General features: G+C 71.9%; 15 protein-coding genes and 2 tRNA genes. 16 read left to right on the forward strand and 1 reads right to left on the reverse strand.

The window, feature by feature from the left end; genetic code table 11:
• Positions 1-10: 10 nt before the first annotated feature.
• Positions 11-1,093 carry an SCO2583 family membrane protein gene (locus ACZ6TD_RS30975; RefSeq protein WP_471343407.1) on the forward strand — a complete coding sequence of 361 codons (1,083 nt, stop codon included), beginning with the start codon at positions 11-13 and terminating at the stop codon, positions 1,091-1,093.
• A 97-nt stretch (positions 1,094-1,190) separates the two neighbouring features.
• On the opposite strand, the gene ACZ6TD_RS30980 is transcribed toward ACZ6TD_RS30975, so the two are convergent.
• Positions 1,191-2,447 carry a M48 family metallopeptidase gene (locus tag ACZ6TD_RS30980; RefSeq protein ID WP_471343409.1) on the reverse strand — a complete coding sequence of 419 codons (1,257 nt, stop codon included), beginning with the start codon at positions 2,445-2,447 and terminating at the stop codon, positions 1,191-1,193.
• 103 nt (positions 2,448-2,550) lie between these two features.
• On the opposite strand from ACZ6TD_RS30980, the gene ACZ6TD_RS30985 reads away from it, so the two are divergent.
• From ACZ6TD_RS30985 to ACZ6TD_RS31055, 15 genes are all read left to right on the forward strand, one after another.
• Positions 2,551-2,703 carry a hypothetical protein gene (locus ACZ6TD_RS30985; RefSeq protein WP_044575378.1) on the forward strand — a complete coding sequence of 51 codons (153 nt, stop codon included), beginning with the start codon at positions 2,551-2,553 and terminating at the stop codon, positions 2,701-2,703.
• A gap of 127 nt (positions 2,704-2,830) precedes the next feature.
• Positions 2,831-2,998 (forward strand): hypothetical protein, encoded by a 168-nt coding sequence (locus tag ACZ6TD_RS30990; protein ID WP_471343410.1) that lies wholly within the window; start codon positions 2,831-2,833, stop codon positions 2,996-2,998.
• 59 nt (positions 2,999-3,057) lie between these two features.
• Entirely contained in the window at positions 3,058-3,669 is a 612-nt protein-coding gene (gene nadD, locus ACZ6TD_RS30995) for a nicotinate-nucleotide adenylyltransferase (protein WP_060944022.1), read from the forward strand.
• A 10-nt stretch (positions 3,670-3,679) separates the two neighbouring features.
• Positions 3,680-5,467, forward strand: coding sequence for an LCP family protein (locus ACZ6TD_RS31000; protein ID WP_471343411.1), 1,788 nt, complete (start codon positions 3,680-3,682; stop codon positions 5,465-5,467).
• A 195-nt stretch (positions 5,468-5,662) separates the two neighbouring features.
• Positions 5,663-6,103 (forward strand): ribosome silencing factor, encoded by a 441-nt coding sequence (gene rsfS / locus ACZ6TD_RS31005; RefSeq protein ID WP_471343413.1) that lies wholly within the window; start codon positions 5,663-5,665, stop codon positions 6,101-6,103.
• Entirely contained in the window at positions 6,100-6,753 is a 654-nt protein-coding gene (locus ACZ6TD_RS31010) for a histidine phosphatase family protein (protein WP_471358202.1), read from the forward strand. The genes rsfS and ACZ6TD_RS31010 overlap by 4 nt, the downstream gene beginning before the upstream one ends.
• A 72-nt stretch (positions 6,754-6,825) precedes the next feature.
• Positions 6,826-6,898 (forward strand) — tRNA-Ala (locus tag ACZ6TD_RS31015).
• 131 nt (positions 6,899-7,029) lie between these two features.
• Positions 7,030-7,431 carry a hypothetical protein gene (locus ACZ6TD_RS31020; RefSeq protein ID WP_471343414.1) on the forward strand — a complete coding sequence of 134 codons (402 nt, stop codon included), beginning with the start codon at positions 7,030-7,032 and terminating at the stop codon, positions 7,429-7,431.
• 242 nt (positions 7,432-7,673) lie between these two features.
• Positions 7,674-7,907: a hypothetical protein gene (locus tag ACZ6TD_RS31025; protein ID WP_030835565.1), complete on the forward strand. Its 234-nt coding sequence runs from the start codon at positions 7,674-7,676 to the stop codon at positions 7,905-7,907.
• Positions 7,908-8,008: 101 nt separating this feature from the next.
• Positions 8,009-8,081: transfer RNA gene (locus ACZ6TD_RS31030), tRNA-Ala, on the forward strand.
• Between the two features lie 277 nt (positions 8,082-8,358).
• Positions 8,359-11,235, forward strand: a complete 2,877-nt coding sequence (gene leuS, locus ACZ6TD_RS31035; protein WP_471343416.1) for a leucine--tRNA ligase — start codon at positions 8,359-8,361, stop codon at positions 11,233-11,235.
• Positions 11,236-11,352: 117 nt separating this feature from the next.
• Positions 11,353-12,087 (forward strand): hypothetical protein, encoded by a 735-nt coding sequence (locus ACZ6TD_RS31040; RefSeq protein WP_471343418.1) that lies wholly within the window; start codon positions 11,353-11,355, stop codon positions 12,085-12,087.
• A gap of 146 nt (positions 12,088-12,233) precedes the next feature.
• Positions 12,234-13,079 carry a DegV family protein gene (locus tag ACZ6TD_RS31045; RefSeq protein ID WP_471343420.1) on the forward strand — a complete coding sequence of 282 codons (846 nt, stop codon included), beginning with the start codon at positions 12,234-12,236 and terminating at the stop codon, positions 13,077-13,079.
• Between the two features lie 120 nt (positions 13,080-13,199).
• A complete protein-coding gene (locus ACZ6TD_RS31050) occupies positions 13,200-14,327 on the forward strand; it encodes a ComEA family DNA-binding protein (RefSeq protein ID WP_471343421.1) in 1,128 nt (375 codons plus the stop codon).
• Entirely contained in the window at positions 14,324-16,972 is a 2,649-nt protein-coding gene (locus ACZ6TD_RS31055; protein WP_471343423.1) for a ComEC/Rec2 family competence protein, read from the forward strand. Before ACZ6TD_RS31050 ends, ACZ6TD_RS31055 begins: the two co-directional genes overlap by 4 nt.
• The last annotated feature ends 8 nt before the right edge of the window (positions 16,973-16,980 follow it).

Raw genomic sequence — 16,980 nt, forward strand, 5'->3', positions numbered from 1 at the left:
CTCTTGAGATATGGCCGGGCGTGGAGACCCTCCCGAGGGGACACCCGAGGGCGTCCCGGGAGGTGGTGAGGACGAGTACCGCTCCGTCGTATTCGACGAGTCCTTCGTCCGTGCTGCCCGGCTCCAGGAGTTCTCCGCCGACGAGCGCATGGGCGAGCACGCGCGGGCGGTGCGCAGCCGGCACGCCTGGGCCAGGGCCGGGGCGTCCCGCCAGGCCGTCGCGCTCGTCCTGCTGATCGCCATCGCCTTCGCCGCGGCCGTCTACATGGGGGTGCGCCACCCGTACCAGACGCCGCAGCCGCAGACCGTGGAGCCCCTGCACAGCAGCGTGGTGCCGCTGGCGCCGCGCGGTGAGGTGCCCGGAGGGCCGCCGGACCGGCTGTTCCGCACCAGCCCGGCCGCCGAGTTCCGCACCGGCGCCGAAGGGGTCACCGTGCCCGGCGCCCGCCGCACCCAGAGCTTCTCCGAGAGCCAGGTGATGACGGCGCTCACCACCGCCAAGGACTACCTGGTCAAGTCCGCCATCGACCCGGGTGTGCTCACCGGCGGCCCGGTGCAGGCCGTAAGGCTGCTGCTGGATCCCGCCCAGCAGGTCCAGTTCGACCAGAGCTTCCGACACCCGGTCGACGACGGACGGCATGCGGCCACCGGCTGGCTGAACCGCTTCAACCCGGCCGAGGTGACCCTGGCCGACACCCCGGTGCGGGTCCGCGGCACCCTTACGGTCATCGAGCGCAGCGCCGCGACCCTGGAGGTCGCCGCCGACCACGTCTTCGTCTACGCGCTCCAGCCGGCCCATGAGCGCGGACCGGACCACGCCTCGCTGTTCACCGTGCGCCGTGAGACGCGGTTCCGCTTCGACCGGGACGATCTGCGGGACCACCACCTGGAGCTGGTGCAGAGCACCGTGCTGGCGGGCCCGCAGGCATGCGCCGCGAACGCCTCCGGCTATCTGCGGCCGATGCTCGCCGGTCAGAGCGCCAAGGGCGACGCCCCGACGGGCACCGACCCGTACACCACGGGCCGGCCCACGGTCTCGCTGTGCGGCGTCATGGCCCCCGGGACCCAGCCCGCGGTCAACGGGCAGTCCTGAGGGGCGCCAGGGGCCTGGGGCCTCCAGAGGGCCTGCCGGGGCATCCGGGGGCAACCAGAGCCTCTGAGGGTCTGCAGGGAGGCCCTCAGTGGCCGTCTCAGCGCCGCGGTGGGGTGTCCCCGGGCTCGTCGTTCCCCGGCCGCTCCTCCGGCCCGTCTCCGGGCCGCTGGTCCTCAGCCGCGTCCTGAGCCCCGCCCCGGGGCTCCTCCCGGGGCTCCTCCCGGGGCTCCTCCCGGGGCTCCTCCTGAGGCTCCTCCCGGGGCGGTGTGCCCTCCTCGGCGGTCTCACCGTGCCTGCCCGCGCCACCCGTGAACCGGTCGCGCAGCTTGCTGCCCAGGTCCCCGGCGCCGCCCGCCACGTCCCTGACGAAGGCGAACAGCGGGTCCTTGCTGCTGCGGATCGACTCCGCGTAGTGGCTCGCGGACTCCCGGAACGAGTCGCTGACCGAGGTGTCCCCGTCCTCGTCGCGGCGCGGGTAGTGGCCGTCCATGAGCCGCTGGTAGTCGCGGGTCGCGGCCCACTTCTTGAGCTCGGCGGCGCGCACGGTGGTGAACGGATGGCTGCGCGGCAGCATGTTCATGATCTTGAGGACGGAGTCCCGCAGATCCCCGCTCGACTCGTACTCCTCCGCCTGCTCCAGGAAGGCGTCCACGTTCATCTCGTGGAGGTGATGGCCGCCCGCGAGCTTCATCAGCCCGCGCATCGAGGCCCGCAGATCCTGCCCGACCAGCAGCCCGGCCCGGTCCGCCGACAGCTCCGACTTGCGAAACCACTCCCGCAGCGCCGTGACCAGCGCCAGCACCGCCACATTGCCGAGCGGAATCCAGGCGACCTTCATGGCGAGGTTGGTGAGGAAGAGCAGTATCGTCCGGTAGACCGAGTGCCCCGACAGTGCATGGCCCACCTCGTGGCCGACGACCGCCCGCATCTCCTCCTCGTCGAGCAGCTCGACCAGACCGGTGGAGATCACGATGATCGGCGCGTCCATGCCGATGCACATCGCGGTCGGCTGCGGGTTCTGGGTGACGTACATGGCCGGGACCCGCTCCAGGTCCAGGATGTAGCAGGCGTCCCGCAGCATGTCGTGGAGATGGGCGAACTGCCGCTCGCTGACCCGCACCGAATCGGACAGGTAGAGCAGCCGCAGGCTCCGCTCGGGCAGCAGACCGCTCATCGCCTTGAAGACGGTGTCGAAGCCGGTCAGCTTGCGCAGCGCGACCAGCGCGGAGCGGTCCGCCGGATGTTCGTACGCCCGTGAGGAGATCCCGGGGAACCGCCGCCGCTCCCGGCCGGGCACATGCTCCCGGGCGTCTCCCGTCCCGTTTCCACCACCGGTCTCGTGGATGTCGCTCATGTCGCCCCCTCGTTGATTGCCCGCTCGGCGGGGCGCCCGGTCAGGGCCCTCGTCCGGCGGCCCCCAGCCTAGGCCCTGAGCGCCTGGGGGTTAGCGTGGAGACATGCCCGAAATGACTGGCCTCACCGAAGCCCTCGCCGCCACCTCCCACAGCAACGACGGCCCGGGAGCGCTGCTGCGCATCGTCATCGTGGTCGGCGTGGTGGGCGCCGCCCTGCTCGCCTGGTTCCTGCTCCGCGGTTACAAGCAGGACTGAGCGGATACGAGCAGGACTGATACGAGTGGGGCTGCCATCAGCAGGACGGACATCGGGACCGAAAACCGCCTCGCATACGATGTGGCCGACGTGTTGTGACGCCTAGACCCGGATAGGTACTGCCGCGATGACCCCTTTCAGCACCGCACATGCCGCCCTGACCACGCTCGCGTCCGAGGGCGGTGAGCACACCGACACCCACCCGAGCATCAGCCCCTTCATGACCGGCGGTGCGGCCCTGGTGATCCTCTTCCTGCTGCTGTGGATCACCACGCGCTTCAACCGGGACCGCTGACCTGGGCGATTGCCCCTATGGGCCCCGGCTCCGGGCCGGGCCCAGTAGGGTCTGCACGCATGGAAGAGCAGAAAGGGTCCGGCAAGCGGCGACTGGGTGTGATGGGCGGGACGTTCGACCCGATCCACCACGGCCACCTGGTCGCGGCGAGCGAGGTGGCCTCGCAGTTCCACCTCGACGAGGTGGTGTTCGTGCCGACCGGGCAGCCCTGGCAGAAGAGTCACAAGAAGGTCTCCCCGGCTGAGGACCGCTATCTGATGACGGTCATCGCGACCGCCTCGAATCCGCAGTTCTCGGTCAGCCGTATCGACATCGACCGCGGCGGGCCCACCTACACCACCGACACGCTCCGGGAACTGCGGGCGCTCAACGGTGACGCCGATCTGTTCTTCATCACCGGGGCCGACGCACTCGCCCAGATCCTCACCTGGCGCGACGCCGAAGAGCTCTTCTCGCTGGCCCACTTCATCGGGGTGACCAGACCCGGGCACATACTGGCCGACCCGGGGCTGCCGGAGGGCGGGGTGTCGCTGGTGGAGGTTCCGGCTCTGGCGATCTCGTCATCGGACTGCCGGGCGCGGGTCGCTCATGGCGACCCCGTCTGGTACCTGGTGCCGGACGGCGTGGTGCGCTACATCGACAAGCGCGAGCTGTACCGGCACGACTGCTGAAGGGGTACCGGTGAACGACCGGCAGGATCCGTACGACCCGTACGCACAGGACCCGTATGGCCAGGAGCCGCAGATCTACGGCTATGACGCCTATGGGCGTCCGGTTTACCAGCCGCAGGCGGAAGAGCAGCAGAGTTACGACCCGTACGCGCAGCAGCAGGCGCAGTACGGGGAGCAACAGCAGCAACACGACGGGTACGGCTACGACCCCTACGGCCAGCCGCAGCACCACCAGTACCAGCAGCAGCACACCCAGACGCAGAGCTACGACCCGTACGCTCAGCAACAGCAACAGCAGCAACACCAGCAGCAGTACCAACAACAGTCACCGCAGGGTTACGACTACGGCTACCCGCAGGCGGCCGCCGCCCCGACCGTCCCCCCGCAGCGCGAGGAGCCCCGCCCCGAGTCCAACCCCTACGAGGAGCTGAGCCCGGAGCAGCTGCGCCCCGGGTCCGAGGCGCCTCCGGCCGAGGAGGCCCGTTCCGCCGGGCCCCGGTCCGCTGAGCGGAAGCGTCCCGGGGGTGCCGATCAGCAGGAGTACCACACCGAGCAGTTCTCCTTCGTCGAGGAGCAGGACGAGGAATCCGACGACGTCATCGACTGGCTGAAGTTCGCCGAGACCCGTTCCGAGCGCCGTGACGAACGCCGCCGTAAGGGCCGCAACCGGCTCGTCGCGCTCGTCGTGGTCCTGGTCCTCGCCGCGGCGGGCGGGGTCGGCTACCTCTGGTACGCGGGCAAGCTCCCGGGGCTCTCCGACGACGCTCAGGACCAGGCGGCCGCGGGCGGTCCGCAGAAGCGCGATGTGATCGTCGTCCATCTGCGCGAGACCAAGGGCGGCCGCACCTCCACGGCCCTGCTGGTGGACAACGAGACCACCAAGAAGGGCACCACCGTCCTGCTGCCGAACTCGCTGGCCGTCTCCACCGAGGACGGCGCCTCGACCACGCTCGGCAAGTCCGTGACCGACGAGGGCTCCGACTCCACCCGGGACTCCCTGAGCACCCTGCTGGGGTCGAAGATCCAGGGCACCTGGCGGCTGGACACGCCGTATCTGGAGAACCTGGTCGAGCTGATCGGCGGGATCAGCCTCGACACCGACGCGACCGTCCCCAGCCCCCAGAAGGGCGAGGACCCCCTGGTCAAGCGGGGCAAGGACCAGATCGTGAGCGGCCAGGCGGCCGTGGCGTACGCCACCTACCGCGCGCCCGGCGAGGCACAGTCCAAGCAGCTCGCGCGGTTCGGGCAGGTCATGCACGCGGCCCTGAAGAAGCTCTCCAGCGATGCGAAGGGCGCCACCAGCACCGTGGAGTCGCTGGCCCAGATCCCCGACCCGTCGCTGTCCGAGCAGCAGCTGGGCGCGTCGCTGGCGAAGCTGGCCGGGCAGGCCAAGAGCGGCGCGTACGACACCGCGATGCTGCCGGTCCAGCCGGACGGGACGCTCAGCAGCCAGGCGACCGACCACGTGGTCAAGGACATCCTGGGCGGCACGGTCAAGAACTCCGACAAGAACACCGCGCCCCGGGTCAGCGTGACCAACGCAGGAGGCCCCAAGGACGCGTCGAGCGCCGCGCGGGTGGCGCTGGTCAACGGCGGCTTTACGGTCGTCACGGCCACCGAGGGGGGCGATGCGCAGTCGGCCTCGCGGGTGACCTACGCGGACGCCGCCCAGGCGGGCCAGGCCAAGGAGGTCGCCAAGACGCTCGGGCTGCCGGAGACGGCGGTGCGGAAGGGCAAGGGCGCGGCCAACGCGGACATCACGGTCCTCCTCGGCCCGGACTACGACGCCACGGGCTGAGGCGTAGTCCGGGCCGCGGGGGCGCTGGGGCACCCCAGGCCACTCCATGGCACCCCGGGCGTTCCCCCGGGGTACTCCCGGCGTTCTCCCCGGGCACTCCGGGCGGTCGTTCCTCGGCCGCCCGGCGTGACGGTGGGGCGTGAGACCCTGGGGGCAGCCAGACCTTCGAGGTACCACCGACCGAAAGCCTTGCCTGTGACCGCCACGGACCGCTCCCTCGAGCTCATCAACGCCGCCGCCCAGGCGGCCGCCGACAAGCTCGCGCACGACATCATCGCGTACGACGTCAGCGATGTGCTCTCCATCACCGACGCCTTCCTGCTGGCCTCGGCGCCCAACGACCGCCAGGTCAAGTCGATCGTCGACGAGATCGAGGAGCGGCTGAACAAGGAACTGGACGCCAAGCCGGTGCGTCGCGAGGGCGACCGCGAGGCCCGCTGGGTGCTGCTGGACTACGTGGACATCGTGGTGCACGTCCAGCACAGCGAGGAGCGGGTGTTCTACGCCCTGGAGCGGCTCTGGAAGGACTGCCCGCAGCTGGAGCTCCCGGCCGACGCCGAGGCCACCCGCGGCAAGGCGCAGGAGTACGCGCAGGCGCAGGGCCCGGACGGCGGCGCGGGCGGTGAGCTGAGCTGAACGGCACCCAAGGCGTCCGTGGCCGCCGCATCGTCCTGTGGCGCCACGGCCAGACGGCCTGGAACATAGAGCGCCGTTTCCAGGGCTCCCTGGACATCGAGCTGACCGACACCGGTGTCGCGCAGGCGCACCGCGCGGCCCGGCTGCTGGCCGCCCTGAAGCCGGACGCGATCGTCGCCTCCGATCTGAAGCGTGCGGCGGCCACGGCCTCCGAGCTGTCCGCCGTCACGGGTCTGTCGGTCGCGCATGACGCGGGCCTGAGGGAGACCTACGCGGGTAAGTGGCAGGGGCTGACCCACGAGGAGATCATCGAGCGCTTCGGCGAGGAGTACGCGGCGTGGAAGCGCGGGGAGCCGATCCGGCGCGGCGGCGGTGAGCTGGAGACCGAGGTCGCCGACCGGGCGGCGCCGGTGGTGCTCGAGAGCGCCGACAAGCTGCCGGACGGCGGCACGCTCGTGGTGGTCAGCCACGGCGGCACGATCCGCACCACCATCGGCCGGCTGCTCGGTCTGGAGCCCCGGACCTGGGAGGCGCTGGGCGGCCTGTCCAACTGCTGCTGGTCCGTTCTGGGCGAGGGCGCGCGGGGCTGGCGGCTCCTGGAGCACAACGCCGGATCGCTGCCCGAGCCGGTGCTCGGCGACGACGACTGAGCGGATTTCCTTTCCCGGCAGGTCACCGGCTATGCTCCTTCTCGTTCGAAGCGCTCCGGCGCGGAGAAGAGCGGGGCTATAGCTCAGTTGGTAGAGCGCCTGCATGGCATGCAGGAGGTCAGGAGTTCAATTCTCCTTAGCTCCACAGGACCAGGATCCCGTCTCCCTCAGAGGGAGGCGGGATCGCTGCTTTCCGCGCCGCTTCCGGCCCGTGTCTCGGCCGCGGCTCTTTCCTCCCGCAGTACGGAGAGCGCCTTGCGCCGCCATGCCACCTGGGTGAACCAAGGCTCAGCCGCTCACGACCGAGAAGGTGACCGTGCCGCTGGTGCTCGGGCAGGAGCGGGGCTGACGTTCGTCCCCACGGCGGTCGCGTTCGGCGTCGTGGGCCTCAACTGGCAGCGGCTGCCCGGCCGCTGGCACGCCGCCACCGTCCCGGGCGGATTCCTGCTGGCGGCCGTCTCGGCGGACGCCAGCGGGGTGCTGGTGACGGCGGCTCAACTCGGCCTGCTCACCGGGGTCGCGGTCTTCGGGGCGGTGTTCCCGGGCGCGGCGGACGATACGGTGCCCAGTGCGGGTGCCTCCGCGGACGCCCTGTGGGTGACCTGCGTCGCCTTGGCCGGGGCCGCGCTGTGCGGAGTACTGATGAGTCTGGTGAGACGAGTGGGGCATCTCCGCTGACCTGCGCGTCGTCCCGTGGCAGAATCGGACGGCCGGAGGGGGATGGGGCCGACACGTCCGATGGGGAGGGCAGGTGGGATGCGGACCAGCATCCTCGACGCGATCGAGGACCCGTCCCGCAGGGCACGAGCGGGCATCGTGTGCCCGTCCTGCGGCTCCGGACACGTGGCACAGGTCCTCGGTGACAACGGCGGTGTTTCCTACGTGTGTACGGCCTGCGGCCATAGCTGGAGCTGAGTGAGATGGGAGCCCACAGCCGGAAGTGCGACTGGTGCGGCACCGGCACACCGATCGTCCGCGACATGGAGCCGCTCAACTCCGACTACCAGTACTGGTGTGCGGAGTGCGCGCGGGCGCTGATCATCAGGGGCGATCCCATCGAGACCTACCGTGAGCTCGAAGGGGAGCCGATCTACGGTCGGCTCCTCGACGAGCACTGCACGCTGAAGCGTTTCTACTCGTTCGCGACGGCGTAACGGGGATCTGCTCCGGCCTCCGGCTCATCGATTTGGCGGAAGGCCGGGGCATCCGTGTAATGTAGGCGTCGCCGCCGGGGAAACCGGGCGGAGCGAGACCTGGGGCTATAGCTCAGTTGGTAGAGCGCCTGCATGGCATGCAGGAGGTCAGGAGTTCAATTCTCCTTAGCTCCACATCAAGGAGGCGGGTCGTCCGTAAGGGCGGCTCGCCTTTCGTGTCGTGTGACGAGGGTCATCACCTCCGTGCGGCCCGTCCGCGCCCTGCGGTAACCTGGCTCCATGCGTGCCGTACGCCTTCTGCTTAGCGGGCCGCGCTGATCAGTACCGACCGAGTACAGCTCCGGTCGGCATCAGCGCGGCGTCCCCTCCTGTGCGAGGGGTCTTTTTGTTTCGGAAGCAGGGATCCGCTGCGTTGCCGCAGGCAGAGACGACCGATGGAGCTTTGAGGACCATGAGCGAGACCAACGCCGCGGCCGAGGTGGCCGCGCCGCACCGCTACACGGCCGCCCTGGCCGCCGACATCGAAGCCCGCTGGCAGGACTTCTGGGACGCGCACGGCACGTATGAGGCGCCCAACCCGGGCGGCGACCTGGCCGGCGACGCCGAGGCCGTCGCCCGGCCCAAGAAATTCGTCATGGACATGTTCCCGTACCCGTCGGGCGCGGGACTGCACGTGGGCCATCCGCTGGGCTACATCGCCACCGATGTGTTCGCCCGCTACCACCGCATGACGGGCCACAACGTCCTGCACACCCTGGGCTTCGACGCCTTCGGCCTGCCCGCCGAGCAGTACGCGGTGCAGACCGGCACCCACCCGCGGGTCAGCACCGAGGCCAACATCGAGAACATGCGGCGCCAGCTGCGCCGGCTGGGCCTGGGCCACGACAAGCGCCGCTCGTTCGCGACGATCGACCCGGACTACTACAAGTGGACCCAGTGGATCTTCCTGCAGATCTTCAACTCCTGGTACGACCCGGAGGCGAGGACGGCGCGCCCCATCGACACCCTGGTCCAGCAGTTCGCCTCCGGTGAGCGCACCACCCCCGACGGCCGCCCCTGGGCCGAGCTGACCGAGTCCGAGCGCGCCGACATCCTGGGCGGCTACCGCCTGGCCTACGCCTCGGACGCGCCCGTCAACTGGTGCCCCGGCCTGGGCACCGTGCTGGCCAACGAGGAGGTCACCGCGGACGGCCGCTCCGAGCGCGGCAACTTCCCGGTCTTCAAGGCCAAGCTGCGCCAGTGGAACATGCGCATCACCGCCTACGCCGACCGGCTGCTGGACGACCTGGACGAGCTGGACTGGCCCGAGGCCATCAAGCTGCAGCAGCGCAACTGGATCGGCCGCAGCGAGGGCGCCCGCGTCGACTTCCCGGTGGCCGAGCACCCCGACGCCAAGATCACGATCTTCACCACCCGCCAGGACACCCTGTTCGGCGCCACGTACATGGTCCTGGCGCCCGAGCACGGCCTGGTGGACGAGATCGTCCCGGCCGCCTGGCCCGAGGGCACCCACGACGTCTGGACCGGCGGCCACGCCACCCCGGCCCAGGCCGTCGACGCCTACCGCAAGCAGGCCGCGGCCAAGTCCGACGTCGAGCGGCAGGCCGAGGTCAAGGAGAAGACCGGCGTCTTCACCGGCGCGTACGCCGTCAACCCGGTCAGCGGTGAGCGGGTGCCGGTCTTCATCGCCGACTACGTCCTGATGGGCTACGGCACCGGCGCGATCATGGCCGTCCCGGCCCACGACAGCCGTGACTTCGCCTTCGCCCGCGCCTTCGAGCTGCCCGTGCGCTGTGTCGTCGAGCCCTCGGACGATCGCGGCACCGACCCGTCCACCTGGGACGACGCCTTCGTCTCGTACGACGCGAAGATCGTCAACTCGACGGGGGAGTCCGTATCGCTGGACGGGCTGGGCGTCGTCGAGGCCAAGGCGCGCATCACCGAGTGGCTGGAGTCCCGCTCCATCGGCGAGGGCACCGTCAACTACCGGCTGCGCGACTGGCTGTTCAGCCGGCAGCGCTACTGGGGCGAGCCCTTCCCGATCGTCTACGACGAGGAGGGCGTGGCCCACGCCCTGCCCGAGTCGATGCTGCCCCTGGAGCTGCCCGAGGTCGAGGACTACTCGCCGCGCACCTTCGACCCGGACGACTCCGACACCTCCCCGGAGACCCCGCTGTCCCGGAACGAGGAGTGGGTCAACGTGGTGCTGGACCTGGGCGACGGGCGCGGGCCGCGGCCGTTCCGCCGCGAGACCAACACCATGCCCAACTGGGCCGGCTCCTGCTGGTACGAGCTGCGCTACCTGGACCCGCACAACAGCGAGCGGCTGGTCGACCCCGAGGCCGAGCGCTACTGGATGGGGCCGCGCGAGGGGCAGCCGCACGGCGGTGTCGACCTGTACGTCGGCGGCGCCGAGCATGCGGTGCTGCATCTGCTGTACGCCCGGTTCTGGTCCAAGGTGCTGTTCGACCTGGGGCACGTCTCCTCGGTCGAGCCGTTCCACAAGCTGTACAACCAGGGCATGATCCAGGCGTATGTCTACCGGGACAGCCGCGGTATCGCCGTCCCGGCCGCCGAGGTCGAGGAGCGGGACGGCGCCTACTGGTACGACGGTGAGAAGGTCACCCGGCTGCTGGGCAAGATGGGCAAGTCCCTGAAGAACGCCGTCACGCCGGACGAGATCTGCGCCGAGTACGGGGCCGACACGCTGCGGCTGTACGAGATGGCCATGGGCCCGCTGGACGTCTCGCGGCCCTGGGACACCCGCGCCGTGGTCGGCCAGTACCGGCTGCTGCAGCGGCTGTGGCGCAATGTCGTCGACGAGAGCACCGGAGAGGTCACCGTCGTCGACACCGAGCCCGACGAGGCGACGCTGCGCGCCCTGCACAAGGCGATCGACGGCGTCCGGCAGGACATGGAGGGCCTGCGCTTCAACACCGCCATCGCCAAGATCACCGAGCTGAACAACCACGTCACCAAGGTGCGCGAGGTGCCCCGCTCGGTGGCCGAGGGGCTGGTGCTGCTGATCTCGCCGCTGGCCCCGCATGTCGCCGAGGAGCTGTGGCGCAGGCTGGGCCACTCCGGGTCGGTCGTCCACGAGTCCTTCCCGGTCGCCGATCCGGAGTACGTCGTGGACGAGACCGTCACCTGTGTGGTGCAGGTCAAGGGCAAGGTCAAGGCCCGGCTGGAGGTCGCGCCCTCGGTCTCGGACGAGGACTTGGAGGCGCTGGCGCTGGGCGACCCGGCGGTCGTGGCGGCGCTGAACGGCGCGGGCATCCGTAAGGTCATCGTGCGCGCGCCGAAGCTGGTGAACATCGTTCCGGCCTGATCGGCTTTTCCCGTGTGGGCGGGTTGGGGGTTCGTCCGGAACCTCTGGCCCGCCCGGCGCGTTTACGCTGAGAGGACGACCGCCACCGTGCCGTGACCGCCGCCCCAAGGAGCGCACATGGAAGCCATCTGGATCCTGTTGACGCTTTTCGTTCTGATCATGCTGGCGGGGGTCTACGGGGCTGTTCGCGCGGTCAGGGCGGCCAAGCGCGGTATCGACCGTACGGTGCACCAGGCGCGCGTCACGGTGGAGGAGACCAGACTCCGGGCCCGGCAGCTCGCCCAGCCGGGCGCGGCCGGTGAGCTCGCCCAGCTGCGGCTCTCCCTGCGCGGTTCGATGCGCGCCACCGGGCAGGCGCTGCAGGCGGCCGCCCCGCAAGACCGGTCCCTGTCGGAGTCGTTGGGCCTGTTCCAGCGGCTGAGCGCCCATGCGCTGGACCTGGAAGCGGATCTGAAGCGGCTGGAGCAGGAGCCCGACAGGTCCCGGCTCGCCGCCCTGCTGCCCGAGATGCGGGAGCGTACGCAGCGGATCACCCACTCCGCCGACTCGCTGCGCTGGGCGGTGCAGGAGCGGACGCATCGGATGGCGCACGACGATCTGGACTCGCTGGGCCGCGAGATCGAGATGGAGGCGGGGGCGCTGCGGCACTGGACGGCGGCGGAGCCTGAGGAGCCGTGGACGGCGCCCGACGCGGGTTCACGACCTGGACCCGACGTGGGGGCGCGACCTGGGCCCGCGGCGGGGCAGGAGCCGGAGTCGCCCCGGCCGTCGCTCGGGGCGAGGTCGAATACGGAGCCCCAGCCGTGGCAGAAGCCCTGGCAGCAGTCCCCCCGTCCCGAGAACACGGCCTGAGACCCCGGAACCCCGGAACCCCGGAACGAACCCGGTCGGAGAACAGGATCTGAGTCACGTCTGAACAGGGCATGATCGGCAAGGCAATTGATCATCCGGTGGGGTCGCGCTGTCGGCAGGCGCCATCCCCCGATAACCTCCCAGTCATGTCCCGCCATGTCGCGATCGTGACCGATTCCACGGCGTACTTGCCGCAGGATGCGATGGAGCGGCACCGCATCACCGCCGTGCCGCTGACGGTGGTGCTCGGAGACCGGGCCCTGGAGGAGGGCACCGAGATCTCGGCCCGGTCCCTCGCGCAGGCGTTGCAGAAGCGGAAGCCGGTGACGACGTCCCGGCCCAGTCCGGAGATGTTCGCGGCCGCCTATCGGGCCGCCGCCGAGGAGGGCGCGACGGGCATCGTCTCCCTGCATCTGTCGGCCGAGTTCTCCGGCACCTACGACGCGGCGGTGCTCGCGGCACAGGACGCGCCCGTTCCGGTGCGGGTGGTGGACAGCGGAATGGTCGCGATGGCGCTCGGCTTCTGCGCGCTGGCGGCGGCCGAGACGGCGGAGGGCGGCGGCACGCTGGACGAGGCCGTGGCGGCGGCGGAGAAGCGGGCCGACGGCACGGCCGCCTACTTCTACGTCGACACCCTCGACTACCTGCGGCGCGGCGGCCGCATCGGCGCGGCCCAGGCCCTGCTCGGCTCGGCGCTCGCGGTCAAACCGCTGCTCCAGCTCGACGAGGGGCGGATCGAGCTGCGGGAGAAGGTCCGCACCGTCTCGAAGGCCATCGCCCGGCTCGAGGAGATCGTGGTGGAGCGGGCCGGCCGGAGCCCGGTGGACATCGCGGTGCAGCACCTGGCGGCGGGCGAACGGGCGACGGCGCTCGCGGAGCGGCTGCGGGAGCGGGTGCCGGGGCTCGCGGAGCTGTATGTGAGCGAGGTGGGCGCGGTGATCGGGGCGCACACCGGGCCGGGTCTGCTGGGGGCGGTGGTCTCTCCGCGGTAGCGGAGGGTGGGGGCGGCCCTTCACTCGGCGGGGTGACGGAGTTGTCCACAACGCGGGGGTTATCCCCGGAAATTGATGCGGACCGGCGCGATCGGCTCCATGTGCCTACCGTCAGGTGGCATGAGGTCACGATCACGCACAGTAACCACGGGCCCGGGGCGCGGCCGCCGCCGCGACGGCGGGGCGGGCCGCCGCCCACGCCCGCCGTCCGGTACGGGTCTGGTCAGCGCCGGAAGCCGCGACCGCGGCGCCCACCGCCGGACCCACCCCGCCGCCTGTTCACGCGCGAGCCGCGCGGCGGCGCTCTTCGCCACGGCCTCGTCGGCGCCCCCGGCGCCCCCGGCCGCGGTCCGGGCCATCGCTCTGGGCAGCCGGGACGGACCGAAGGGCGTCGCGGGGTCGGATGCGGCGGCGGAGGAGGTGCGGAACGAGGAGCCGCCCGAGGACGGGCACGAGGACAGGCACGAGGAGGGGCCTGAGAACGCGTCCGAGAATGGTCCGCTGCGCAGACGCGACCGGGCAGGGCTGGCCCTGCGCGAGCGGCTGCCGTTGTGGCTTCAGCTGCGCTGTGGCATGGAGCTGAAGACGGTCGCCGCCCTGGCGGTCGCCCTGCTCGCCGCGGTGGCCTTCGCGGCCTACCACTTCTGGACCGGCCGTCCCCAGACCGTGCGCGCCCCGGACGCGGAGCCCCCGCGCGCCGCACCTTCCGAACCCGGCCCCCCGCCGGGCGGGAAGCTCGCTCCGTCCGGCGGCGGCCGGACGGTCGTGGTGGATGTGACGGGCAAGGTCCGCCGCCCCGGCCTGCGCACACTGCCGCCCGGGTCGAGGGTCGCCGACGCGCTGGAAGCAGCGGGCGGGGTACGGCCGGGCGCCGAGCTGAGCGGGCTGAACCGCGCCCGCCCGCTGGTGGACGGAGAACAGATCGTGGTCGGCGCGCCTGCGGCCGGACCACCGGCGCCGGGCGCGGCGGCCGGTGGCCCGAACGCACCCAACGCACCCAACGAGCCCAACGCGCCCACCGGGCCCAACGCACCGGCCGGACCGGGGGCACCCGGTGGCTCGGTCAGCCTGAACTCCGCGACCGCCGAACAGCTCGACACCCTCCCCGGAGTGGGCCCCGTCCTGGCCCGGCACATCATCGACTACCGCACCCAGCACGGAGGTTTCCGTTCCATCGATGAACTCCGCGAGGTGAACGGCATCGGCGAGCGCCGGTTCGCCGACCTGCGCCCGCTGGTCCGGCCATGACGTCCGCGCAGCCCCCGCGCACCCGCGCCCCGGTCCATGCGGCAGCCGCGTCCCCACGCGGTGCGTCACACCCACGCCAGGAGGGCCCACTCGACCTCCGCCTCGTACCCCCGGCCCTGACCGCCTGGGCGGCCGCAGCACTGGCCCTGGACGCACCACTCCCAACGGTGGCCCTCGCCTGCACAGCGGCCACCCTCGTAGCGGCGGCCCTGCTCATCCGGACCCGCCGACGAGCCCCGACACCGGACGGCCGACAACGCGCCACCCCCCGCCCCCGGCACGGACCGGACGCGCCCTCGCCGGCACCGCTCCCGGAAGGCCCTGACCTGCCGGGGCGGCAAGCCACTTCACCGCCACGCGCTGTCGCCTGGCGTGGGCGCCGTACGGCGGGAGCGATCGCCGCATTGCTGTTGTGCGGGGCCGCCGCGGGGGCGGTCGCCGGGCTGCACGGGGCGGACGTACGCCGTGGCCCCGTCCCCGCACTCGCCCAGGAGTACGCCGAGGCCACAGCCGAGGTGACCGTCACGGGGGACCCACGGCTCACTCGGCCACGGGTGCGGGGCGCGACGCTCGCGCCGGCGTCCGTGGTCCTGGAAGCGGAGGCCGACCGGGTCACCGGCGCCGACGGCACCACGACCACCACCCGCACGCCCGTCCTGGTCACGGTTCACCCCAGGTCCGGCGCAGAGCGGACGGCCTGGCTCGGGCTGCTGCCGTCCACACGTCTGCGCGTCCACGGCCGCTTGGCGCCACCGCTGCGCGACGGGGACCGTATCGCGGCCGTAGTGCGCGTAAACAGCGGGCCCCCGAAGGTCACAGGGCCGCCCAGCGCGGTCCAGCGGCTGGCCGGGCGGTTGCGCGCCGGGCTGCGCACCGCGACCGACGGGCTCTCCCCGGACGCGCGGGCGCTGCTCCCGGCACTGGTCGTGGGGGACACCTCACGGGTGCCGCCCGAGCTGGACGAGGCGTTCCGGGCCACGGACATGCTGCACCTCATGGCCGTCTCCGGCAGCAATCTGACACTGGTGCTCGCCCTGCTCACGGGCCCGCCCCAGCTGGCCGGGCGAGCCGAGCGGCGCGGTCTCGCGGGCGCGCTCGGCATCCGGCTGCGCACCACCGCCATCCTCGGCGGCGGGCTCACGCTCGCCTTCGTCATCGTCTGCAGACCTGAGCCCAGTGTGCTGCGCGCCGCCGCCTGCGGGCTGATCACGCTGCTCGCCCTCGGCACCGGCCGCCGCCGCTCCCTGCTCCCGGCCCTGGCCGCCGCCGTCCTCGCGCTGGTGCTCTACGACCCCTGGCTGGCCCGGAGCTACGGCTTCCTGCTCTCCGTGCTGGCCACCGGCGCCCTGCTCACCATCGCGCCGGGATGGAGCGCGGCCCTCCAGCGCCGTGGCGTACCGGCCCGGGTGGCCGAGGCGCTGGCGGCCGCCGCCGCGGCCCAGGCGGTCTGCGCACCGGTCGTCGTGGTGATGGCCGCGCGAGTGAGCCTGGTGGCGATCCCCTGCAACCTCATCGCCGAAGTGGTGGTAGCCCCCGCCACCACCCTCGGCTTCGCCGCGCTCGCCGCAGCCGCCGTCGCACCGCCGCTCGCCCAGTGGATCGCCTGGCCGGCGGGCTGGCCCGCCGAGTGGATCGCCCAGGTGGCCCGCACCGGCGCGGCGCTGCCAGGAGCCGAGGCGGACTGGCCGGACGGCTGGACCGGCGCACTCCTGCTGGCCGCCATCACCCTGGCCGTGGCCCTCGCCGGTCGCCGACTGCTGCGCCACCGCCTGCTGTGCGCCGTATGCGCACTGCTGGTACTGCTGGCCGTCGTGCGCCCGGCACCCCTGGTCCGGGTCATCACCGGCTGGCCACCGCCCGGTTGGCGGATGGTGGCGTGCGATGTCGGACAAGGTGACGCCCTGGTCCTGGCCGCGGGCCCCGGCACGGCCGTCGTCGTGGACACCGGCCCCGAGCCCCGAGCCGTCGACCGGTGCCTGCGCTCCCTGGGCGTCGTCAGGATCCCGCTCCTGATCCTGACCCACTTCCATGCCGACCATGTGGCCGGGCTGACCGGTGCGTTACGCGGCCGCGCGGTCGGCGCGATCGAGACGACCGCCCTGGAAGAACCACCAGGCCAGGCCGAGTTCGTACGCCGCAAGGCCCGGTCGGCGCATATCCCGGTCATCACGGCGCAGCCAGGGGAACGACGACGCCTCGGCCCACTGTCCTGGCAGGTCCTCTGGCCCGCCCGGTCACCCGCCCCGGCCGCGACCGAGGGCCCGAACGACGCAAGCGTCACCCTCCTCGTCCGCACGGCGGGCCTGACCCTGCTCCTCCTGGGCGACCTCGAACCCCCCGCCCAGCAAGCCCTGCTGACGACACACCCGGCCCTTCCCGAGATCGACGTCCTCAAGGTCGCCCACCATGGCTCGGCCTACCAGGACCGACATCTGCTCCGGCGCCTCAGCCCCCGCCTGGCCCTGATCTCCTGCGGTGCCGACAACCCCTACGGCCACCCCTCGCCCCGCACCATCGCCTCCCTACGCGCCCAGGGCGCCGCCGTACTGCGAACCGACACCGACGGCCCCATCGCGGTCACGCGTGAACGGGGCCTACGCGCGGTCCTCGGAGGCCGCGGCGGGACTGCGCGACGGTCCGCCTGACACACCCG

It is taken from the genome of Streptomyces yongxingensis (assembly GCF_055597465.1).